Annotated in this window: 22 protein-coding genes and 1 tRNA gene; 3 read left to right on the top strand and 20 right to left on the bottom strand. The window is 65.2% G+C overall.

Translation table 11 applies throughout. From position 1 onward, the window contains the following. Positions 1 to 135: 135 nt before the first annotated feature. Entirely contained in the window at positions 136 to 711 is a 576-nt protein-coding gene (dcd, locus tag P696_RS0113145) for a dCTP deaminase (protein WP_026412711.1), read from the bottom strand. 113 nt (positions 712 to 824) lie between these two features. Between dcd and P696_RS0113150 the strand changes: the two genes are divergently transcribed. Further along, positions 825 to 898: transfer RNA gene (locus tag P696_RS0113150), tRNA-Gly, on the top strand. An 88-nt stretch (positions 899 to 986) separates the two neighbouring features. Here the strand turns inward: P696_RS0113150 and P696_RS0113155 are convergent. The 14 genes from P696_RS0113155 to P696_RS0113220 all read right to left on the bottom strand — a co-directional run bounded on the left by P696_RS0113155 (position 987) and on the right by P696_RS0113220 (position 10,848). Then, positions 987 to 2,336 (bottom strand): tyrosine-type recombinase/integrase, encoded by a 1,350-nt coding sequence (locus tag P696_RS0113155; RefSeq protein WP_026412712.1) that lies wholly within the window; start codon positions 2,334 to 2,336, stop codon positions 987 to 989. Further along, positions 2,336 to 2,584 (bottom strand): excisionase family DNA-binding protein, encoded by a 249-nt coding sequence (locus tag P696_RS0113160; protein WP_026412713.1) that lies wholly within the window; start codon positions 2,582 to 2,584, stop codon positions 2,336 to 2,338. The genes P696_RS0113155 and P696_RS0113160 overlap by 1 nt, the downstream gene beginning before the upstream one ends. After that, a complete protein-coding gene (locus P696_RS0113165; protein WP_342669012.1) occupies positions 2,581 to 4,263 on the bottom strand; it encodes a replication initiator in 1,683 nt (560 codons plus the stop codon). Before P696_RS0113165 ends, P696_RS0113160 begins: the two co-directional genes overlap by 4 nt. Further along, complete coding sequence (locus tag P696_RS0113170) at positions 4,260 to 4,472, bottom strand: hypothetical protein (RefSeq protein ID WP_026412715.1); 213 nt, start codon at positions 4,470 to 4,472, stop codon at positions 4,260 to 4,262. Before P696_RS0113170 ends, P696_RS0113165 begins: the two co-directional genes overlap by 4 nt. Next, on the bottom strand, positions 4,469 to 5,962 hold the full coding sequence (locus P696_RS45150; RefSeq protein ID WP_245627641.1) for an FtsK/SpoIIIE domain-containing protein: 1,494 nt from the start codon (positions 5,960 to 5,962) through the stop codon (positions 4,469 to 4,471). The genes P696_RS0113170 and P696_RS45150 overlap by 4 nt, the downstream gene beginning before the upstream one ends. A 124-nt stretch (positions 5,963 to 6,086) precedes the next feature. Beyond that, positions 6,087 to 6,359, bottom strand: a complete 273-nt coding sequence (locus P696_RS0113180; protein ID WP_026412716.1) for a hypothetical protein — start codon at positions 6,357 to 6,359, stop codon at positions 6,087 to 6,089. Further along, the gene (locus P696_RS0113185) at positions 6,356 to 6,658 is read right to left on the bottom strand and encodes a hypothetical protein (RefSeq protein WP_026412717.1); all 303 of its coding nucleotides are present in this window, start codon (positions 6,656 to 6,658) and stop codon (positions 6,356 to 6,358) included. Before P696_RS0113185 ends, P696_RS0113180 begins: the two co-directional genes overlap by 4 nt. Further along, positions 6,658 to 6,933, bottom strand: coding sequence for a hypothetical protein (locus tag P696_RS0113190; RefSeq protein ID WP_026412718.1), 276 nt, complete (start codon positions 6,931 to 6,933; stop codon positions 6,658 to 6,660). Before P696_RS0113190 ends, P696_RS0113185 begins: the two co-directional genes overlap by 1 nt. Next, positions 6,933 to 7,370, bottom strand: coding sequence for a hypothetical protein (locus P696_RS0113195; protein WP_026412719.1), 438 nt, complete (start codon positions 7,368 to 7,370; stop codon positions 6,933 to 6,935). Before P696_RS0113195 ends, P696_RS0113190 begins: the two co-directional genes overlap by 1 nt. Positions 7,371 to 7,498: 128 nt before the next feature. After that, complete coding sequence (locus tag P696_RS0113200; protein ID WP_026412720.1) at positions 7,499 to 8,230, bottom strand: GntR family transcriptional regulator; 732 nt, start codon at positions 8,228 to 8,230, stop codon at positions 7,499 to 7,501. Between the two features lie 125 nt (positions 8,231 to 8,355). Further along, on the bottom strand, positions 8,356 to 8,646 hold the full coding sequence (locus P696_RS0113205) for a hypothetical protein (RefSeq protein WP_026412721.1): 291 nt from the start codon (positions 8,644 to 8,646) through the stop codon (positions 8,356 to 8,358). A 62-nt stretch (positions 8,647 to 8,708) separates the two neighbouring features. Continuing rightward, a complete protein-coding gene (locus P696_RS0113210; RefSeq protein WP_026412722.1) occupies positions 8,709 to 9,509 on the bottom strand; it encodes an endonuclease/exonuclease/phosphatase family protein in 801 nt (266 codons plus the stop codon). Then, positions 9,502 to 9,996 carry a hypothetical protein gene (locus P696_RS0113215; protein ID WP_157429665.1) on the bottom strand — a complete coding sequence of 165 codons (495 nt, stop codon included), beginning with the start codon at positions 9,994 to 9,996 and terminating at the stop codon, positions 9,502 to 9,504. Before P696_RS0113215 ends, P696_RS0113210 begins: the two co-directional genes overlap by 8 nt. A gap of 444 nt (positions 9,997 to 10,440) precedes the next feature. Further along, on the bottom strand, positions 10,441 to 10,848 hold the full coding sequence (locus P696_RS0113220; RefSeq protein ID WP_157429666.1) for a hypothetical protein: 408 nt from the start codon (positions 10,846 to 10,848) through the stop codon (positions 10,441 to 10,443). Positions 10,849 to 11,312: 464 nt separating this feature from the next. On the opposite strand from P696_RS0113220, the gene P696_RS0113225 reads away from it, so the two are divergent. Beyond that, entirely contained in the window at positions 11,313 to 12,581 is a 1,269-nt protein-coding gene (locus tag P696_RS0113225) for an NsdA family TPR-like regulatory protein (RefSeq protein WP_026412725.1), read from the top strand. On the opposite strand, the gene P696_RS0113230 is transcribed toward P696_RS0113225, so the two are convergent. The 5 genes from P696_RS0113230 to P696_RS0113245 form a co-directional block, all read right to left on the bottom strand. After that, positions 12,562 to 13,221, bottom strand: a complete 660-nt coding sequence (locus P696_RS0113230; protein WP_026412726.1) for an HAD family hydrolase — start codon at positions 13,219 to 13,221, stop codon at positions 12,562 to 12,564. The genes P696_RS0113225 and P696_RS0113230 overlap by 20 nt on opposite strands. A 50-nt stretch (positions 13,222 to 13,271) precedes the next feature. Further along, complete coding sequence (locus tag P696_RS55855; protein ID WP_157429667.1) at positions 13,272 to 15,134, bottom strand: hypothetical protein; 1,863 nt, start codon at positions 15,132 to 15,134, stop codon at positions 13,272 to 13,274. A gap of 165 nt (positions 15,135 to 15,299) precedes the next feature. Beyond that, complete coding sequence (locus tag P696_RS55860) at positions 15,300 to 15,776, bottom strand: hypothetical protein (RefSeq protein ID WP_157429668.1); 477 nt, start codon at positions 15,774 to 15,776, stop codon at positions 15,300 to 15,302. Next, positions 15,773 to 16,711 (bottom strand): hypothetical protein, encoded by a 939-nt coding sequence (locus tag P696_RS55865; RefSeq protein ID WP_157429669.1) that lies wholly within the window; start codon positions 16,709 to 16,711, stop codon positions 15,773 to 15,775. Before P696_RS55865 ends, P696_RS55860 begins: the two co-directional genes overlap by 4 nt. A gap of 2,769 nt (positions 16,712 to 19,480) precedes the next feature. Beyond that, positions 19,481 to 19,882: a DUF1877 family protein gene (locus P696_RS0113245; protein ID WP_157429670.1), complete on the bottom strand. Its 402-nt coding sequence runs from the start codon at positions 19,880 to 19,882 to the stop codon at positions 19,481 to 19,483. Between the two features lie 507 nt (positions 19,883 to 20,389). Here P696_RS0113245 and P696_RS0113250 point away from each other — a divergent pair. After that, on the top strand, positions 20,390 to 20,893 hold the full coding sequence (locus P696_RS0113250) for a DUF1877 family protein (protein WP_026412729.1): 504 nt from the start codon (positions 20,390 to 20,392) through the stop codon (positions 20,891 to 20,893). The last annotated feature ends 100 nt before the right edge of the window (positions 20,894 to 20,993 follow it).

Here is a 20,993-nt window from a genome sequence, read left to right on the forward strand (position 1 = left end):
TGCGTCGAGCGAATTTACCGGCATATCGAGAAAGTTTCATCTTCAAGTGACCTCGGTCACATATTCATTCTCGATGTTTAGAACGCAAAAAAGCCGCCTACGTGCGCGCGTAGACGGCTTTTCGGAGTGCTTCGGTCAGACCTTCGTGATGTGGAAGTTCACATAGGACCGCGACGGCGTCGGCCCCCGCTGGTCCTGGTACCGCGACCCGTACCGCTCCGACCCGTACGGGTGCTCGACGGGCGAGTTCGTCCGGAACAGGCACATCTGCCCGATCTTCATCCCGGGCCACAACTTGATCGGCAGCGTCGCCACGTTCGACAGCTCCAGCGTCACGTGCCCGCTGAACCCGGGGTCGATCCACCCCGCCGTCGAGTGCGTCAGCAGCCCGAGCCGTCCCAGCGACGACTTCCCCTCCAGCCGCGCGGCCAGATCGTCCGGCAGCCCGAACACCTCGTACGTCGAGGCCAGCACGAACTCCCCGGGGTGCAGCACGAACGCCTCGTCCGGCTCCACCTCGACGAGCCGGGTCAGGTCCGGCTGCTCCTCCGCCGGGTCGATGTGCGGGTACCTGTGGTTCTCGAACACCCGGAAGTACCGGTCCAGCCGGACGTCCACACTGGACGGCTGGACCATCTCCGCCTGGAACGGCTCGATCCGCACCCGCCCGGACTCGATCTCTGACCTGATATCGCCATCGGAAAGCAGCACGTCAGAAAGGTACCCTCTCCCCGCCCCACCCCGCCGCGCGCACGACCGACATGCACGCACCCCCACCCGTCCGGTAGCATGTCCCCGTTCGCCCGCACCACAAGGCGAACCACGCGGGTGTAGTTCAATGGTAGAACTTCAGCTTCCCAAGCTGACAGCGCGGGTTCGATTCCCGTCACCCGCTCCACACCAAAGGCCCAGGTCAGGGACATGATCCCGAACCTGGGCCTTCGTCGTTCCGGGCCCCGAGCGGCCCGCGTGCAATTAGCGTGCAATTAGGCCACAGGGACGAGCACCCCGGCCGCCCCGTCGTCATCGTCGTCGTCCTCGGCCTGCCTGGCCTTGAGGAGCGCGTCCAGTCCCTCGGCGATGATCCGGTCCGCCTTGGCGCTGGTGTGCTGGTAGCGCAGGGCGGCGCGCTCGTTGTCGTGCCCCATGCGTGCCATCAGGGTCTTGGTGGATACGCCGAGGTCGGCGGCGAGTGTGTTGCCGGTGTGGCGAAGGTCGTGGAAGTGCAGGGCCGGGACGCCCATCGCTTCGACGACATGACGCCAGCGGGTGACCTTGTTGAAGCCGCTACGCCGCATCGGCCCGCCCTTGACCCCGGTGAAGATCAGAGCGTCGGCGGGTTCCTTGGTGAACTTCTCCAGGTGCTTGGTCAGGTCGGGGATGATCGCGTCGGGGATCGTGACCGTCCGCACGCCAGCACGGGACTTGGGCGGACCGAGCAGCATCTTCCCGTTGGCCTGCTCGACATAGGCCGCGCGCACCCTGACCGTCCGGCTCTCAAGGTCCAGGTCGCACCGTCGGAGTGCGGTGATCTCGCCCCAACGCAGGCTCGCGAACGCGGCGAGGAGGATGAACGCGCGGAGCCGATCATCCCGAACCGTGTCGGCGTGCCCGCCCTCTGCCAGCTCCCAGAGCATCCGCTCGGCCTTGGCGCGGGTGGGGAAGGTCTGCGGGAAGCGCCGCATGTTCCCGCCCTTGACCCGATACCGAAGCCGGTACTCGCCGGTGTCCAGCTTGCGGAAGTTGCCGACCGGCCGGACGCACACCCGATCGGCCAGCTCGAAGACCTGTGCCACGGATAGCACCGGACGTTCGGCGGAGTTCTCCGTGCCCGCTCCCCGGACCTTGCAGGGGTTCCGGGTGAGGATCTTGTCCTCTTCCACCGCCGTCGTGAGAACTGCTCGGAGGAGCCGATACGCCTTGGCGGCCATGGTTGCCGAAACCCCGGCGTTCAGGAGCTTGGAACGCCACTCCCGAATCATCGACGTGCTGAGCTTGCCGAGCTGGACGGACCCGAGATGCGGCGCGATGTACTTGTTCAAGAGCCACGCGTACAGCTCTTTCGTGCGAGGACGCAGGCCCGGACGCTGGTCGATCCACAGTTCGGCGTAGGCGTTGAGCCGGATCTTGCCGCGCTCCGGGTCGGTCCAGTCGCCGTTGAAGATCTGCGCTTCGGTCAGAGACAACCAGCGCTCGGCGTCGCTCTTTCGCGCGAAGGTCTCCGGTGCGTTGTGGCGTTGTCCATCGGGCCCTATGTAACTCGCTTGGTAGCGCCCGGACGGCAGCTTGCGGACGTTGCCGAAACGGCGATGACCCGGCTTGTTGCCCTTGGCCATTACGCGGCCCTCCAGACGTCCGAGGCGGTGAGAGGCTCGACCAGGCCGTTCGCGATGAACTCGCGGGCCGCGGATTCGGGGATGCGGACGAAGCGTCCGAGCTTGACGAAGCGGATGCGGCGTTCGGCGACGAGGCGGCGGGGGAAGCGTTCGGAGGTGTTGAAGACCTCGGCGGCTTCGGCGATGGTGAGGAGCCGTTCCCCGGTGGGGAGCGTCGGCGGCGGGGTGAGTGTGCGCTTGGTGGTCATGCTGCCTCCCTCGTTGCCGGAAGTTCTGTGGTGGCCTGTGCGAGCTGTTCGCGTCGCTTGACGCGTTCGTTGATCAGCAGCAGGAGTCGGTGTTCGAGTGATCGGACGTCGGGGTCTGCGGGTCCGGCGCGTTCCCAGGCGTAGCCGGGTCCGGTGTCGGTGGTGGTCGCGGTGATTCCGGCCTCGGCGAGGCGGGCGAGGACCCAGGTTTTGCGGTCGTTCTTGTGGTCGGCGAGGGTTTTGCCGGACCATTTGCGGGAGACCAGGACGCGGCGTCCGCCGTAGCCGAGGTGTTCGCGCTTGTGGGCTTTGCCCTTGCAGAACCCCGGGACCATGCCGCTTCGCGGGTTCTTGGGCTGGATGCCGTATCGGAGCCAGTTGGCGCAGGTGGGCGAGCACGGCTCGTACCGGAGTGCCTCGGCGAGGCGTTCGACGTGCTGTTTCTGCCGGGTGGTTTCGGGTTCGTGGCAGTCGGCGACGCTCTTGACGAGGTACTTGGTGAGGTAGCCGATGCACCGCCGCGCGTCCGGGGTGTCGGCCAGGACGCCCTGTGCGTCGACCTGGCGTCCGAACCGGACCACGTGCAAGGGCTCGGCGTCGTCGTCCAGACCGACCCGGTCCAGAGCCTCATCCCAGGTCGGCAGGGCCGCACCCGTGTCCGGGGCGAGGTAGCCGCCCTGCCCGTCGTCTCCGGCCGCCTCATCCCAGACCGGGAGCCGGTCATCGGGGTAGATGACGTGGTCGGTGGAGGGCCACCACACCTGGTGGTAGGTGGCCGCGACGACCTGACGCAGTTCACGGCGGGAGATGGTGCCGCGGATGGCCATGTGGAGGTGTGGGGCGAGTCGGCGTTGGGGTTCGACGGCGGCGAAGTATTGGACGTCGTAGCCGACGAACCGGCGCAGGTTCTGTACGAACCGATCGACCAGCTTGCCGAAGTGGATCGCGTCGCGTGCGGCCCGCCGGTAGTCGTAGCCGTCCGAGTCGACCGGTGTCCCGTCGGAGTGCACGCGCCCGTAGGAGTCGAGGGTGAGGGTGAGGAAGATCGAGGGCCGGAACGTCTTCCCACCCGGCGCGGTGAACGTCCTGCCGACCGTCCGAGCCTCCACGGGACGGCGGGGAAGGTCCGGGGCGCCCTGACGCCGCCTCGTGGACCGGGTGCGCCGGGCGGGCTGGTCGCCGGTCTTGAGGGTGCCTCGGACTCCGGCGCGCTCGATCTCGACATCGAGTTCCGAGAGCAGCCCATCCCAGAACCCGACCGGTTCTCCGCGTGCGGTTCCCTCGGCTTCGGCCAAGTCCCGTTCGGCCTGTGCTTGGGCCCGCAGCTCCATCAGAGTCCGCTGATGCTCGGCGGGGTTCCCACGACGGATCTCGGGTTCGATGTCCATGTGCCAGCCCTGGGAGCACTGGACGGTCCGGAGCTTGCGTTTGCGCTCGGCACACGACGGACAGACCGAGGCGAGCGTGTGCCCGCACGGCACGTACACGACCTGTGAGGTTCCGGTGTGGAGATCGACCCGCCGCATCGGGACCGGGCGGACGCACACGCCGTGGTCCAGGGCGACGGCTTTGACGAGGTCCCGCGCGAGCGGCGGCAGCACCTTCACCTGCCGGGCCTGCGTGGTCGACTCAGCGGCCGGAGCATCAGGAGCGTCGAGGGTGGGTTGAGTGAACGTCACCGGGGATCACCTCCCGTCGTGTCGGTGATGGAGAGGGGCCGCAGTTCGCGAAGGCGGCCGTTGGCGAGGAGCACCAGGACCAGGCCGCCGCAGTGCTCGCAGGTGATCCGGTCGCCGTCTCGGTCGGGCCGGTAGGCCAGCCAGGAGGCGTTCAGGTGGCGGCAGGTCGGGCAGCGCACCGGGTCCAGCCAGTGGCACGGGGCGTTCACGCCGCCCCCAGCGTGGGCCCGAACGTGTCGTCATCGGTGTCGTTCGCGCCGTGGTCGGTGTAGGCGACCATCGCGCTGATGTCGTCATCGGAGACGTAGGCGGCGCGAACCCGAACCGGGTCGGGGACGGTCTCCAGGCGGACGAACCCGACCCCTGCGCCGATCTGCGGAATGGGTGAGATCTGGTCGGCGTAGGCTCCGCGGTCACGGGCACCGTCGCCAAGGATCATGTCGACCTGGTCCGATTCGTCCAGGCGGAGCGCGATGCGGTCGGGGAACAGGTTGCGGAGGTTGTTGACCTCCTTGCGCGCGTCCTGCTGCGCGCCGAGGACGCAGTACCCGACCGACCGGCCCTGAGAAGTCAGGACGGCCAAGGCGGCTTCGGCGCGCTTACGCAGGTCCCGGTCCGGGCAGTAGGCCGTGAGGAACGCCAACTCATCCACGATGATCAGCCGGAACGGGTGCCGGCCGCTCGGAGTGAACGACCGCGTGACACCACCGAACTCCTCGGCCCGCCGGTTCATGTCCTCAGCCGCAGCCTCCAGCAGCTCGACCATGCCGCCCTTCGGGTCGTCGGAGTACCGGCCGTGCCGCTCGAACAACCCCCGCCCAAACGACAGCTCCATGCGCTTGGGATCGATCGCCCAGATCTCCACCAGCCCGGCGACCATGAGCGGGAGCAAGGCCCGCACCGTGCTCCAGATGATCGAGCCCTTGCCGGACCCAGTTGCCCCGGCGACCAGGACGTGAGTCCCCTGGACACGCAGCCGCCACGGGGAACCGTCCTCACACCGCCCGATCACCAGCGCCGACAGGTCGACGTCCGCCGCGGCGGGGACCGGGAGGGCAGAGATGGGGGTGGCGAGCACGTCTTTGCGGACGAACTCCAACCACACCCGCCCCGGACGCCCACCATGGCGAACCCGAGCCAGCGACGCCCCGAACCCGTGCGCGAGATTCGGCGTGGCCCGCTCCCAAACGTCCGGGGCCTGTCCTTTGAGCATCTGGACGAGCACCCGGTCCGACGCCGGACCGCACCGGACCCGCTTGATCGACGGGAGGTACTCCCGCCCCTTGTGGGTCCGGGACAGCCCAGCCATGACGATCACCGGTTGCCAGTCCCGCCGGTAGACCCGGAAGTGCCGCCACTTGGCGCGAGCGGGGTACCCGACCCACCGCAGGAACCCCGGCCGATCGACCACAGCCCATGCCCCGAGACCGGCACCGGCGAGCAGCACCAGGACGACGGGCAGGACCCAGCCGACCCGGTACCCGAGCCATCCGAGCCCGGCCAGGACCGAGAGCGGGACGGCGTTGCGAACGGCGAAGACCGTCAGACGGACGAGGAACCGGACCAGATTGACGAGCAGCACCAGGCCCTCAGGCATGTGCCAGACCGGCGGCGCCCACTTCGGACCCGCGAACGGGTCAGTCGAGGCTTCGACGGCGACATTTTCGCCCGGACCGAGCTTGCGGAACTCCCATGCCATGATGAGTTCACCCCTTCGGGATCGTGGACTTTGCGCAGGTAGAGGAAGCAGAAGCGAGGGGGAAGGGGCGGCGGGAAGGTTGCAGCTTCACGCCGCCCCGCCCTCAACTCGCTTGCATGTGCCGTCAGATGACCCGGGTGAACGCGCCCGGGAGCGGCGGCGGCCACGGGATCATCACCGGCACGATCAGCACCCGGTTCGCCCCGACCTCCGCGGCGGCTTCAGCCGACGTGGCGGCGAGTTCGCAGGGCTCGCAAGAGGCCCGACCGCAGTGACGGCCCATGGCATGGCACCAGCGCACCGCCCGCCGGGAATCCATCCACTCCCCCAGCAGCGCCAGGCCACCCAGCGCGGCCACGGCCATCAGCACCAGGCCCATCAGCACCAGCGCGATCACGCCGCACGCCCCGAGGTGGAGGAGGCGGTGTGCTGCTCCTGGAGCCGCTCCACCTTGGCCGCGTAGGCGGCGAACGCCTCGGCCAGCTCCCGCGCGGACTTCACGTCCTCCGGCGTGACCGCCGTCTTGTTGCCGGGGGTGAAGGTGACGTGCACGTCCCCCTGCATCACCGACACCTGCGCCGCATCCCCCTTGGTGGAGGCCAGGACCGTCACCGACTCACCGCCATGCAGGGAGACCCCGATCTGAGGGGAGCGTCCCGGCTCGACCACGATCGTGGTGTACGAGTAGTCGCCCATCAGGCAGCCCGCCCCTTCCGCTCGTTGCGGACCTGGCCGCCAGACCGGTAGAGCCGCTCCACCTCGATCGCGTATCGCTGCGCCTGCTCGGCCAGGGTTCGGGCGAACTCCACATCCTCGGGACGGAGCCGCTCGGGCAAGGTCAGGGTGACGAGCACCCGCCCGGCGACGATCGAGAACAGCGGGGTCCGAGCCCGGAACGCCTTGAACTCACTGGTCGTCCCGGTGTCGACCGGCAGCGTGAGCGCCGACATGCGCCCCTTGCCCGCCCCCATCAGGCCGCGTCCTTCTGCTGCGCCGCAGCCTGAGCCGCCGGACGGGACCTGCCCGCACCCGAGCCAGCCGCGCCGCCGGGAGCCCGGACACCACGCGCCCGGAACGAGTAGGCGATCCGCGGACGCTTCCCCGAGTCGTCCACGTACGGCGTGACCGTCAGCCCCTCGAACTCGCACGGGCGGAACGGCCCGTACGCCGCTTCCGGCACGATCGGGCAGACCTCGGCGGAGATCTTCACCTTGATCGCGCTGTTCTTGTGGTTGGCCTCGGGGTCGGCGTCGTAGACATCCACCACCCAGACCGGGAGACCGTTCTCCTTGTCGGTCTCCTGCCGCTTGGTCTCGAAGTTCTCCAAGGGCTCGGCCGCCGCCGTGGCGAACACACCGTGAGGGAACACCTCACCGAAGCTCACCGGGATCCGTCCCAGAACCGCCATGGTCACACCTCCATGCGTTGACTTCTGCACTTAGCAACTCGGCTTATCGAGTTGCTAAGTACGAACATACCCCTGGACGGGGCGATCGCAACGAGGGTGACTTAAGTTATTGAGTGATGTGGGTCACATCAGAGCGGGAACGAGTCGGACAACTCGTGCAGAGTGCCCGGAAGTGCCAGGTCAACGGCCAGCACGCCGCGTCCGGTCGTGTCTCGAAGGACACCGAGCACAGCCAGGATCGGTTCGTGCGCGCCCAGCTTCAGAGCCTCGGTTTCCTGCTCGGTGGCGGGCCGTGCCGACAGGCGCTCATCAATGCGCACCAGGCGTTCGTCATGCGCGGACGCGAGCAGCTCACGCACCGGAACCGTCAGGGGCCCGTCCGCTTGCAGGCCCATCGTCTTGGCGATGTCCAGGGGGAGCCAGAGCGAGACCAGCTCACTCGGGATCTGGTCAAAGACGCCGACGTAACGCCGCAGGAACGCCGGAGCCCCGGCAGCCAGGCCCAGAAGCTCGGCTACCGGGGCAGGGACCGGACGGCGTCCCACCTCGATCATCTTGACCGTCTCGGCTGTCTCGTGACGATCCAGCACGGCGAGGCCCGGCAGACTCCGGCCCGGACCGTCAGGGGTACGCGGAGCCTTGACGAAGCTCCCACGCCCGTGGACACGCTCGACTTCTCCGCCGAGCTGCATGTTGTTCAGCGCCCGGACGACCGTCGGGCGGGACGTCCCGAACTCCTTGAGCAGTTCGGTTTCGGACGGCAGCTTGTCCCCGACCTGGTACACGCCCTCAGCGATCCGACGCCGCAGCGTCTCGATGATCTGCTGGTACTTCGGGAGGTAGCGCCAATCATCCGACATCTGGACCCGCCTACTTGTCGATAACACGAGTAGTCCAAGGGTACCCAGGGTCATTTCTCCCTGTCACACCTCGACTCGTGCCCCCAGCGTGGCGCGATCCGGCCACACCATCGGGTCAGCACACCCTAGGTGTAGGAGTCCCCGAAGTCGCCCATGGCCTCGCGAAACTCCGGCGAACGGATCGCGTCGGCCACGTCCAGCAGATCCTGTACGCCGGATGCCTCGATCCAGATCCGACGTCCGACCACCCGGCCCCCGAGACTGAGCATGGGCATCCAGAGCGCCACGCCCATGTAGCCGCCCACGCGATGCGGCTGAACGTTGAGAATCCAGGCCGCCGTGACCGGGGACGCAGCCAGCGCCTCATGCACTCGCCGCGCGTAGACCGCGTCCTCTTGGCCGTCAGCTTCGAGCATCCAACCCAGATCCGGGTCTGAACCCTCCCGCCGAAACCAGGCAGCCACAGTGCACGGCCACCTCATACCGGAATCCTGATCAGGGTGGTGACGCCGTCGTGGTCGGACAGCCGACGGTCGCCGTCGTCGGCGGACAGTACCGCGTGTTCGAGCACCTGGACACCCTTGATGTTGGTGTAGATGCGGTCCGCGCGATGCGGCACGGGCCCGATGCCGAAGCCCACGGTCGGGGTGAGGTCGCCCGCCATCTCGCCCAGGTCGGCGAACCCCGCAGCGGCGATGACCTGGGCGGGGGTGGTGTCGAGCTTGCGCAAGATCTTGGCGTTGGAAAGGTCGGTGTCCTCGGGCAGGTCGCGCTCACTGAGAGCACGGGCGTTGAAGTCGCCCGCCGCGATCGCTTCGACCTTGCTGATCAGGTTGAACATGTCGGCCTCGGTCGCGCGGATGCGGGGAGAGCTGGGCGCGAGATGCACCCCGCACAGGTCGACACGGCGGGGCGTTCCGGTGGCCGCCCCAACCGCGACCTCGAGGCGCAGCAGGGCGTGAAACCAGGGCGTCAGGCCGGTCTCGTGGCGCTCCTGGACGACGCGGAGAGTCGAGGTCTCCCGGACCAGCGCGACCAGGTCACACCCGTACCGGGGCGCGGGCACCAGGTACCGACCACCGGGCATGTTCAGATGCTGGGCCACCTGATGCAGTCGCCGGGAGGCCGAGTCACCCCACTTGCACTCCTGAAGGAACACCACGTCATGCGGGCCGCTCGCCGAGATCCGGTCGAGGATCCCCCACAAGCGGGAATCGTCCGCCCCATCCGTGCCGCCGTTGTTCAGGTTCCACGTCGTGATCCTCAGAACGTCACTCATCGGTCTTGTCCTCCGTGTCTTCGTCGATGCCGGTACCGGCGGGGGAGCCCGCCGGGTCGTTCGCCGTCCGCGGTGGGGTGAGGGCGTCTAGAAGGTCAAGGGCAGAAGTGGTGTGGCTGAGGAGCATGTGTGAGCCACCGAGGCTGTTCCGGCACGAGGAGAGGTTCACGAGCACCTCATCCAGCACCCGCAGCCGCTCGCGCACCTGGGCCGCCTCCTCGTGGTCCCAGACCGCGCCAGCCGAACGCGACGCCATGGACTCCGAGACGATCGCGTCATGGAGGGTGTTCAGCTCGGACTCGACCTCATGCAGGACCCCGAGGAACTCGTCCCAGGTCCAGAACACCAGGTCCAGCACCCGCCCGGCCGACTCCACCAGCCCCGCAGATTCCGCCCGCAGCCCGGCCCCGACCGCCTCACGAAGCCCCCACGCCGCCGAGCGCACCGCCTCGGCCAACGGCAGCAACCGCGCAGACGGGTTCTCCACATCGGCCAGCTGCCCGACCAAGCCACACAGAGCGGCTATCGGATCCTGACCGGGCAGCGGCTCACAGGCGGCCGGAGCGGCGAACGGCTTGCCCGGCTCCAGTGGCCTGCGGTCCCGTGGCTCGTGGTCCCGTGCTTGGCCAGGGCCACCGTTCCGCATGAACCACCGCATCACGCAACTCCCTCGGACTCGAAGCTTCCACCAGGCGCACACCCCGGTAGCCCCGGACCACCGCCCACCATGAACGCGTGTGTTCGCCGAACCACGCCGACTCCACACGACCGCCGTACTCCTCCCGGAGCGCCCGCGTGACCAGCCCTGAATCCGTCAGACGTCCCGCGGATTCACCAGCGGAACCGGCCACCGGCCCGGGAACACCCCCACCAGGGCGACCACCGGCGCCCGCCGCGCGGCCGGACAGATCGCGGGGGAACTCGCCACGCATCACGACACCCGCACGTCAGCGAAAGGGACCGCCAGCACCCGCGCGATAGCGTCCGCCGCCAACACCGTCTCGGACGCCGGGCACAGGGGCTCCAACTCCGGCGGGTCGTTGCGGTTCGGCCCCGACCAGGCCCAGAACCACCACAGTTCGCGGCCCGGCCAGTCCGGACGGCACCACACCTCCTGGTTCAGCCCCGGCGACAACGCCGCACCCACCAGGTCATCCGGCGCAGGCTCTCCGGCCGGGTTCCGTGCCAACACCGCGCCATGCCCGTGCACGCTCGCGACCAGGCCACGCGCGGCCAACGCCACCACCAACGCACGCGCCGCCGGAGCCCACACCGCCGCCTCAGCCTCACTCAAAGGCTGCTCGCTCAACGGCCGCTCATTCACCACCGGTTCAGTCACCGCCTGCCCCTCCGTTTCGGGAGCGGGACCGGTGACCTGGGGACATGACTGAGAGGTGAAGTGCCGCAAGGGACACGCGGGGTACCTCTGCCACTCACACCAGATCACCGGCCCCGCAGCTCATCAGGCCGCCTTGGCCCGTCGCTCTGCGGAGCACGAAGCACACGGCTCCCGCTCCCGAGTCGGCGGTGTCCCCTTAGCCGAGCCCCAGACGAGAACGAAGCGCCGAACCGAGACCCACTTCCAGCCACGTCCCCGGCAGCTCTCGCAAGAGTTGGCTTCCCGCTCATCTCGCATGCCGACAAGAGTCCTCTCGCGGAACGTCCTCTTGAAGGTCCTCAATGGGTCCTCTAGAGGACTCTTATAGGCCGTTCAGACGGTGAGATGAGCCCCAGTGTCCGCTCAAGGACCGTTTGTAGGTACCGTCAGAGGCGAAGAGGACACCACGTAGGAGGTGGGATCAGGTGACGCGACCAGCCGGGAACACCCGTCTCAAGGCCGCTCGGCAGCACGCCGGGTATGCCTCACAGCAAGCGTTGGCGGATGCGATGACGAGAGCCGCGCCGCTTCTTGATCTGGGACATATCCAGGTGAGCGCCCGTCAGATCCGTCGTTGGGAGTCGGCCAACCCGCCATGGCCCCGAGCCGATCACCAGCGGCTTCTGACTCAGGTCCTGCAACTGCCGATCGATCAGCTCGGCTTCACGCCGCCCTGGGAAGCCAGCGGTCCGGCCGCGAACAACGCCGTCCCAGCACCTCGTGCCAGCGCAGCCCCGCAGGCGCTGGGCACGGCGTTGCCCTTGCCGAACGCCTCGGCCGCCCTCCAGCCGCCAACCGTCGGGGCCGACTTCGCCGCGATCAATGCGGCACTTCGCCGCCTCTACTTCAGCGTGCAGCCCACCCAGCTCCACCCGGCCGTGCTGGAACACACCAAGCTGGGAACCCAGCTACTCGCTGAGACCACCGGTGTACCCCGCCGCATCCTGGCGACCGCGTTGGCCGAGGCGCTCCTACTGGTCGGCCGGATCGAGTTCTTCGACCTGCGCCAGCCCGACGAGGCGGACGCGACCTACGTCCGAGCGCTCCAGGCCGCAGGCGAGGCCAATGACTCCCTGTTGGGAGCGGCGATCCTGGCACATGCCGCGTTCATCCCCGGTTGGGACGGCCGCCGCGAGGAGTCAGCCGAGCGGATGCGCGCTGCCCGCACCTACGCCCGCCGTTCCCCGGCCCCGGCCGAGTTCTGGGCATGGCTGGACGCCGTCGAAGCCGAGTGCGAGACCAGATGCGGCTACCCGCGCGAGGCGCTGCGGCTGATCAACAACGCCGAACTCGTCCTGACCGAAGGAAGCGAAACACCGGCCCCCGAGTGGTTCAACTGGTTCTCGCCGGTCAGCTTGCAGTCCTTCAAGGGAGACACCCAGCTCAAGGCCGGGCAGCCCGCCCAGGCCAAGGCCACACTCCTAGCCATTCTGGAGGACACCAACGCCAAGCAGCGCTCGGTCATCCTCGGCGACCTGGCCGCCGTCGAGATCGCGCTGAACAACCCCGAGGGCGCAGCCGCGTACGCCGAACAGGCCCTCGACCAGCTCTCGGCCACCTGGTACGCCACCGGCATGGATCGCGTGAACCAGGTCCGCCGAGCCCTCCAAAAGTGGTCCGACAGCGACGCCGTCCGCCACCTGGACGACCGCCTCTACGACTGGCAGACGACGGTCAGTTCGTTGCAGCGTTGAACTCAGCGATCCGGCCCGGAAGCTCGGCCAGCGAATCAATACGCATCGTCGCGATGCGGTCGGCTTCCGGGTCGTCCTGCTGAATGATCCCCCAAGGCCCCCGCCGGATCAGCGCCGTCAGCACCCCGACCTCAGCAGCCGGACGAATGTCGTTGTCCAGCCGGTCACCCACATACAAGATCTCGTCCGCCTCACACGGCGCAGCGTCCACCACACACCGGAAGAACCCCGTGTCAGGCTTGGACACACCCCAGTCATCCGACGTGGCGATCAGATCCGAAGGTAGATCCAACGAGCGCAGGATCCCCCCAGCCCGAACTGTCTGGTTCCCCGCAATCCCCACCCACAGCCCGTCATCCCGCAGCTTCGCCAACGACGGCCGCACATCCGGGTAGAGATCAGACTCCCCGAACGTCTCCGGCTTCCCCGCCGCAGCCCGCTTCTCCCGCTCCGCGGTCAGATCGAACCCCGGCGCGAACACCTGAAACGTCTCCCGGTAGTCCAACCCCCGAGCGATGACCGCCCCGAACGTTGCCGAGAACGCATGACGCGGCACGCCTAGCCAGTCAGCCCACGTCCCATACTCGGTCGTCTCGTTCACCAGGCACTCGCCGACATCAAACACCACAGCTCGGATCATGCGCCCAGCCTACGGGGGCATCTCCCGCCTTCCGCCGCCTGCACGATGCATTACTCCTGCACAGGACCTAGAAGCTTGGTCTCTGGCGGGATTGAAATTAGTCGATGAGGCAGGTCTGCAAGCATCTCGCGAAGAGGTTTCTCCGGCCAGCTCGTTGCAAAGATGATCTGTGCCCCGGAGGTGCCGTTCCTCGCAGCCCGCTCCAAAAGCGCTGCAAAGCTTATCTCTTTCGTCTCCTGTTGCCTAGGTTCGTCGAACATGAGGAAGCGGGGGTGGTTTGAATCAAATGCGGTGGCTGTTTCCAAGATGCCGAGAAGATAGGCCCAGATAACCCTCACCATGTCGCTCGCCGAAATATCGAAACCTAGATCGAACCCCTCGTGGGTCGGACGATATGTCTCTGTAGATATTTCGACACTGTCTGGCTCTAGCGAGCTAAAATGGTACATCCTGAGCTGCTGGACCACGCTCCTCTGCAAGTGGTCGATCTTGCGCTCATCGAGTGGAGTGCGCGATCTCGCCTTCAGTGCTGCGATAGCTTCTCGGTTGCGATGCCAAGGTTCGACAAGTGCTAGTAGACCTTGAAGGCCATCGGATATCTCCTTGTGCGCCTTGCCCAGCCCGGTTATCTGCTCCTCTAGGCGAAGACGCTCCGTAAGTTCAGCAACCGAGGGCGTTGCGGAAGGAGACATGAGGGAATCTTTAATAGACCGCACTTGACGCCGAATCTCATCGGCATCTTGTCGGAGCGTTCGGACCTTTGTGTCTTCAACCTTCAAGAGTTCCATAAAGTCTCGATGCATCGAGCGGAAGGTGCGGAGTTCTTGCTCGATGTAATCGATACTCTGCTCGACGGTCATAGGATTATCGGTTATTTCAAATCCATCGGGCACACTTTGATCACAGGTTGGGCAAAACAAATCATCACTTGGCAGGGCCGAGTGCGTCGAGCCCAACCTTTGGAGAAGAGCTACGTCCCTGTGGCGCTGCAAGTCCTCTTTGAGAGCCGCGACCCGGAGTTCAACGCTATTGAGGCGAGCCCTCGTCTCTTCTCTTGCAGCCGTTGCCTCGACCAACGCGGAATTAGTTGCTACCAGCGAGGTTTGAAGATATGTCAGCTCGACCTCAAGCTGCGCTGCTGTCTCTCCTACTTTGCTGACGGGCACCTGGGTTAGTTGATTTAGGCGTGTCCTTAGATGCTGCAACTCAATAGCCAACGGAACCCATTCAGCGTGGGAGAGAACAGACAATTGCGCAGAGATGCTCTGGGCATCAATCGTCGGCTTCGGGGCGATTCCGCTAACTACGATTGCGGCAGAATCCGCCACCGCACGCAATCGTTGAAATGTTTCGGACCACTCAGCTTCAATGGTCGACGCCGCTGATTCCAGACGGTGACGCTGTAGCACTGCCTGGTATTCATCTAGCGAGAGGATGAATTCTGCAGTTCGCCGTGCAACGTCTCGAATGCCCAAATAGGTAGGGATTCGTGCTTGCACGCCTGACCAGCCATGCTTTTGTTCGACATAAAAGAAGGGGAAGAGGCACTCTAGGTAGAGAGGGCCCTCGCTCCCGTCCATGCGTGATACTCTGGGCAAATCCCAACCCATAAACTTCGCGAGCATATGATGAAATCCGGCTTCCCGCTGTGCAGCTCCTTTTCTGCGCACGAAATAGTCACGGGATTCAGCTGGACTTATTCGCTCGGAGAGGATCGGCTGCCGCCAAGTCTGTATTAGCGTGCGATCCACATTTCCGCTCTTTACCGCCCGCCGCACGGTCAATATCTCGTTCTGAGCGTTCTCCAGTTCAAGCATTACCCAGGACTCGCGGACGGGAAGGTCGCGACCGTCTATCTTTATCGAGTCCGTCATCACGTGCGCAAGTGGGATATCGCGCCGCGCGCTCAACATGCCTTCTAGCCCAAGTGCGTATACTATCGCCTGCATGCACGTCGATTTCCCACTTGAATTATCGGCGCGCAATACATTCAGTCCGCTAGTAAAACGTAGGTCCACGCCGCATATCGGGCCAGTGGTCTGAGCGCGGAGTCTAAGCGCTCGGATACGGAGCATCAGTCACCCCACCAAATCTCGGACGTATGATTGCGTAATTTTAGCGGGAAACCTATTGAGAAAATCCTTCTCTGCGACAAGCAGCTCACTTTGCCTCAATATCTCGGATGCCAGAATAAGCCCTTGCTGCGCGAGCGAAATGGTCTGGTTGTTGTTGCGGTGCACGAGTGAAAACTTCTGTGCGAGCCCCAGTGTCCGCGACAGAGAGGGGTCATAGCGGACAATTATGTCCTCCGGCCTTCGCTTACCTGAGAGAACTCGCGCCACAAGATCCCGCGATTCCCGGGATTTTATCGCCCAGCTCAGGAAATGTACTTGTTGTAGATTTGCGGTGCGCCTATAGCAGTGGTTCAAGATGAGCGTGAGTACGGAAAACCGCCATCCGAATCGAAGGTCTCCGGGGACAGGATCGGGACGACGCACGAAGGTTAGAGGCTCATCGATCTGTGCGAACATGCGCTCAAGGTCATCAAGATTCACCGCGACTCCTGTTCCGGGGTGTAGAAGTCCAGCGGGCAACGCATTAGCCAGTCTGCAATAGATGACCAGGACAACACCCGACAGAGATTTGGGTCCAACGCCGGCACATCATGGGCGAGTTCCTTCTCTACGTCACGTGCGATCGCGGCAATCGAGCCAGGAGCCGGATTGACATCAGAATGCTCCAGAACGAGAAGGCTCTCTTTAAAATTTTTGTATCTTTCTGTGTATTCCCACTGATCTGGATGCTTCCGGCGCATCGTATCGAGAGCGTTGTTGCCATCAATATACTGCGTTATTAGACCCTCGATATATTTTCCTCTTTGGGCGGATAGCGGGACAACTTTCTTAAGTTTACGATCGATGTTACTAACTAGTGCATCATTGAAACTAATCCAGGCCTGGATCTGATCCGAGGAAGACGTCTCTACTTCGATCAGTCTTCGCGGTCGCTTTAGGACCTGCTCACGCTCCTCCGCGAACGAGTCGGCCGTTACGACAATGATTCGAAAGTCTGCATGAAGATGTGGCAGATTCTTTGCGCGATATTCAGTCGCCTTCGCGGTGGCGTGCTGGACTATCTTTCGTGAATCATGACGTGGAACCATGAAAAGATATTTTTCGATCTTCACGGGACCGAGAAGGTTAAGCAAGTCGCTCTGATACTTCTCCAGCTTCCCGAGATCTGTTGTTAGCTTGTCTCGCTGCGCTATATACAATTCTTGGGTTCCAAGGGGCTCTTTGGCTGCATAACACTGAACTGCGCAACCATTGTGCGTGAACGCCTCGATACCAAGGTCGCCGTCATGTCGAGCGGGGACTGTTTGCAAGTTATCAGCGCCGTAGTGGCGGCTTAGGAGGAGAAGACAGTAAGCTTCCCAGTCATCTCCAAGCCAATCTTCCACCGCGCTCATTCGATAATTCACCTCGGTCATTTGATGTCGTCTAAAAATTGACTATCACGACGCCAACTAAAGTACATATATCGTATGGAATGATAGGCAGCTAGTCCACTGGTCAGTATTGGACAGCGCGTAGCGATATTTCGGACAGCCGAATCGCAGCGCGCTCGTCTCTCAGCCGTCATTAAGACGCATAGCTCCTGCCGCAGGATGGCACCAAGGGGGTGGTTCGGGCTGGCTTGTCACCATGTCAAGTGCCGCAGAGGCGGGGCGGGGCGAGTGACCGGTTGCCGGGTGCTGCGACCAGAGGCGCTGGTCTGGCTATCGACTCAGGACGTACCAAATTGATTTCGGACGGCCTCTGTCCCGCCTTAAGGTCCAAGACGATCGCCGCTAGGGCTCGCTCTACCAGGTGGTTGGGGTGATCGCTGCCGCGCCGCTTCCGGGGGCTAGAGCTGTAGCTGACCCTGCGCTCCGGGTTCGCTTGCCACCGAACGTCGGGCTCCTCCGAACAAGGCACTTACTAACTGCTTCGCAGTCGGGGTCGCCTCATCATGGGTGGGGGCGACCGGGGAGGAGGCCAGCTGGACGGCCCTGGCAGAGCCGATCTCGCTGTGGGTCAGACGGCTTGCCGAATTTGGCCGTTTGAGATCAAGGGCGGCGGCGCTCGCGCCGTTGGCGCGGCCCGCCGCCAGCGCGGCCGGAGCGTGCGGCGTGGGCGCCGGTCACCGGCCCCGCGCGCCCGGCCGCGCATCGGCGATGGCCCCGGCCGCTGTTCGGCCAACGGCCGTCGTCGGGCCGCGCCGCCGTCCTAGCGCGTCTCCTGCCGGAAGAGACGATCTAGAACCTGAAGTGCAGCCCGTCTCCGGAACGCTTTCCGCGACCACACCGCAGGAAGGACCACGCCTGCGGCTACGAGGAGCAGAAGCGTCACCCAAAGCACTGCGACAGCTGGCGCGTCTTCAAGAAGTTCCATGCGCCAGACACTGGCTCAACACGCGATGGTTGAGAAGGCACGGTACGTAGCACTTTAGATTGCCCGCTTGTGAAAGTGCTACGTTGCGTAGCACTTCTGGGCGTGCGCGAACCAAGGGGCTTCGCAGCCCCCTGGACCCCCGCGAACCGGAGCACTCATTCGCGCGCATCTGTCTGTCACGGGGTGATGACCGTCCGCGCGAATGAGCACTCCGGAACGGTCGCTGCGTCCGTGACGGTGGGACAGCGGTTCGATGACGAGCAGCAGGCTGTCATGAACGTTCGGCGTCCTGCCAGGTCAAGAGGCCGGAGCAGAGTCCATGGGATGGAAGTAGACGGTCACGCTCACCCACGGCCCATCCTCTGTGACTTCCGTGTGCAGGATGAGGTCTTGAACCTCCACCGGGCCCAGCGCTTCAAGCGAGTCCGCAACCGTCCGCAGAAGGGCAGGAACATCCTCTTGGCCAGGCCCCTTCGGGTTCGCCTGACTGAAGTGCCGGATCGCCCATGAGCTCGTCATCTGATCATGATGTCAAGATTGGACGCGTCAGAGCTCGAATTTCAAGATCCGGAACATGCACGGAACGCCGCCGAACGCGCCGCACGGACGAGGCCACTCGCGCGCACGTCGGCCGCCAGCCGACACCGGTGTGGGTCAGCGCCTTCCGGAGCCGTGAGTGTGCGCCCCGGGATACATGCACTTCACGTCCGCGCAGGCCAGCAGCGGCAGCGGCGTGCAATTAGCGTGCAATTAGGGGCGGTGATCAAGGGGGTGTAGGGGGCAGTGGAGGGTAGGTGGTTGGGCTGGTCAGGTGGGGGAGCGGGGGTGATCGGTCTGATTCCCAAGCTGACAGCGCGGGTTCGATTCCCGTCACCCGCTCCACACACAAAGGCCCAGGCCAGGGACAACCTCCCCACCCTGGGCCTTCGTCGTCCCCGCCCTCGGGTCGAGCGCCACGGGCGATTGGCGAACGAACACCACCCCGGCGTCCACCTGGATCCGTCCTCCCGGCGCTGCGGACCCTCTCCCGCCATCTCGACCGCGAACCGGGTCGCCTCAGCCGCGTAGCGGACCGAAGCGGGCTATGTGCGTCGGCCCATCCCGCACACACGATCAGCGCGCTCGCAGTCGCCTGCGCGATCATGACCCCGTGGGTGATCTCTCCGGGAGACGCGGCCCAGTTGATCGACTTCATCGTGGGCGTCTTCGACGCCACCGAACTGGGTCGCATGGAGGTCCGCGGGGCGATCGGGTCAGCCGCTTCCGCGACCCGTTCGGCCACCGGTGGTGGGTACACCAGCGCATGGCGGGGCCGACCGAGGAAGAGGTGCATCTGCGACTCCACGATCCCGAGTTCGCTAAGGCGATGGAGTCCGTGCAGGGCGTCCGTCCGCATGTGTCGCAGGCGGGGGATTCCTGGTGCTCTCCAGGTGCAACTCGAACAAGGCCAGCGGATCGTGCCAGCCGCCGGTCAGCATCGAGATCAGGACGGCGACCAGCGCCTCCTCCAGATCGGCGAGCGAGACCGGCCGGTAGAGGCGTCCACACGCTCGCCGAGCCGGTGGGTGACCCGCTCGATGACCTCTTTGAGCAGCGCGCTCACGGGCGCGGAAGTAGCACGAGGTGGTGCCGGCCGGTAGGGCTGCGGCGTTGACTGCTCTGTGGGCAGCTCGCGTGCGGTCGCGTAGGACGACCATCAAGAAGCTGTCCGGAGAACGCGAGGCCCCTCAGAGATTCAGCTACGCACCGATCGACGCCTGGACCTGACAGGGATCTCACCATCAGGCCATGGGCTCCACGCGGCCATCTGACCAGGCTCAAGGCTCCTAACAGGTCGTGATCTTGATGCCCGCGCCCGCGTCGGCGGCCGTGCGGTACACGTCCCTGAGGGTCATGAAATGAGCCTGAAAGTAGTCGTTGTCCTGGTCGTCAAAACTCGCCCCCAGGTTTGTCGCCTTGAAGGCGGCCAGGAACCGTTCGGAGGTCACGGCCTGCAGATGTTGCCAGTTCCACTGGACTTGCTCGGGGTCCAGGTGCGTATCGGAGACGGCGCCGTTGTCGTCGTCCGGGTCTTCGCCCGAACCGAGGTACCCCATCACGATGACGTTGCCGTTGAGGCCGAGTGCGTCGAGGCCCTCGATGAGTTCGTAGGCGCTCTTGTCGATGTCGACCTCGACACCGGCCGGCTCCTCGCCATGGACCGGCTGCAGGTACGTGATCATTCCCATGGTGGGTGCTCCCTCGGCGCCAGGCGTCCCGCTGAGGCCGGTTGCCGGCGTCGCCAGCGTGTGCCGGACCAGATCCAGGTAAGGCCCCAGCCTTGTGCGGCCGTCCCAGCCCACAAATATTTGATCACGTAATCGGGCTCAGTATGGCGTGATGGAGGTATCCGTGGGCCGCGTGCGATTGGCTCACGGGGACGAGCGCCCCAGCCGTCCCGTCGTCATCCTCGTCCCGGCTCTGCTCGGGCTGTACGAATGCGGCGCGAGTCCGTCGGCGATGGCGCGATCCCCTTGGCTGACTTGTGCGGGCGGGGCGGCGCCGCGCATGTTGTTGCGGCCATGAGGTTCCGGGGCCACAGGCTCACGTCGGCTTGCGAGGGTTGGTGGTGCTGGAGGTGTCCGTCCGGCTGGTTGATCGGGGTTAGGGAGATGAGCGGCTGGGCGTCGTGCCGTCCAGTAGGTTCGGGCCGCTTGGTCCGACAGGCGGGCCGCCGACCTTGGGGACACGTCGGAGTGAGCATTCACCTGCATCTTCGTGCGGTTGCGGCGTTCGAGATCCGGGACGACCACACGTGGCTTCGGGCGTTCATGTCCGAGGCTTGGAACAACCATCCCGACGAGTACGCAGCGGGTATCGCCTACTCGATCGACAAGGTCTGGAACTCCGTCAACGACCTCTACGCTGCAGCCGATCTCTTCGATGCGGACGCCGGCAAGCCTTGGACGCTGCCGATTTATGGTGGTCGCCCTGTGGCGCACGGTGTTGACGCTGACCCCACCAACCCACCTTTGATGGTTCTGGAGCCGACCGGGGTGTCGCAGGCCGCGGTGTTCCTCGCGGCGGTTTCCTTCGACGCCTTGTGGAACGTCGCCGGTTCCAAGATCGGTGGCTTCGGCGAGGGCAAGGGCGAGGGGCAGGCCAGGCAAGAGTTCTTCGAACATCATGGGCACCTCCGAAGGTTCTACGGGCGGGCGGCTTCGGCGGGCCAGGCAGTGGTCAAAGCGGTGTGGGCGTGAAGTGCGGCCACGTGCCTTCTCCCTGGTCATCGTCCCGGGGCGTGCTGCGTGCGGCGCGCCCGGTGGTTGTAGGGCTCCGGGTTCACGGCCGTCCGCGTTG

Source organism: Actinomadura oligospora ATCC 43269 (assembly GCF_000518265.1).
GTDB lineage: Bacteria > Actinomycetota > Actinomycetes > Streptosporangiales > Streptosporangiaceae > Spirillospora > Spirillospora oligospora.

Coding starts and splice junctions, on each gene's coding strand:
- P696_RS0113155 (WP_026412712.1), bottom strand. CDS start 2,336: ATGGCCAAGGGCAACAAGCCGGGTCATCGCCGTTTCGGCAACGTCCGC.
- P696_RS0113160 (WP_026412713.1), bottom strand. CDS start 2,584: ATGACCACCAAGCGCACACTCACCCCGCCGCCGACGCTCCCCACCGGG.
- P696_RS45150 (WP_245627641.1), bottom strand. CDS start 5,962: ATGGCATGGGAGTTCCGCAAGCTCGGTCCGGGCGAAAATGTCGCCGTC.
- P696_RS0113185 (WP_026412717.1), bottom strand. CDS start 6,658: ATGGGCGACTACTCGTACACCACGATCGTGGTCGAGCCGGGACGCTCC.
- P696_RS0113190 (WP_026412718.1), bottom strand. CDS start 6,933: ATGGGGGCGGGCAAGGGGCGCATGTCGGCGCTCACGCTGCCGGTCGAC.
- P696_RS0113195 (WP_026412719.1), bottom strand. CDS start 7,370: ATGGCGGTTCTGGGACGGATCCCGGTGAGCTTCGGTGAGGTGTTCCCT.
- P696_RS0113200 (WP_026412720.1), bottom strand. CDS start 8,230: ATGTCGGATGATTGGCGCTACCTCCCGAAGTACCAGCAGATCATCGAG.
- P696_RS0113205 (WP_026412721.1), bottom strand. CDS start 8,646: ATGCTCGAAGCTGACGGCCAAGAGGACGCGGTCTACGCGCGGCGAGTG.
- P696_RS0113210 (WP_026412722.1), bottom strand. CDS start 9,509: ATGAGTGACGTTCTGAGGATCACGACGTGGAACCTGAACAACGGCGGC.
- P696_RS0113230 (WP_026412726.1), bottom strand. CDS start 13,221: ATGATCCGAGCTGTGGTGTTTGATGTCGGCGAGTGCCTGGTGAACGAG.
- P696_RS55855 (WP_157429667.1), bottom strand. CDS start 15,134: ATGTTGAGCGCGCGGCGCGATATCCCACTTGCGCACGTGATGACGGAC.
- P696_RS55865 (WP_157429669.1), bottom strand. CDS start 16,711: ATGACCGAGGTGAATTATCGAATGAGCGCGGTGGAAGATTGGCTTGGA.
- P696_RS0113245 (WP_157429670.1), bottom strand. CDS start 19,882: ATGGGAATGATCACGTACCTGCAGCCGGTCCATGGCGAGGAGCCGGCC.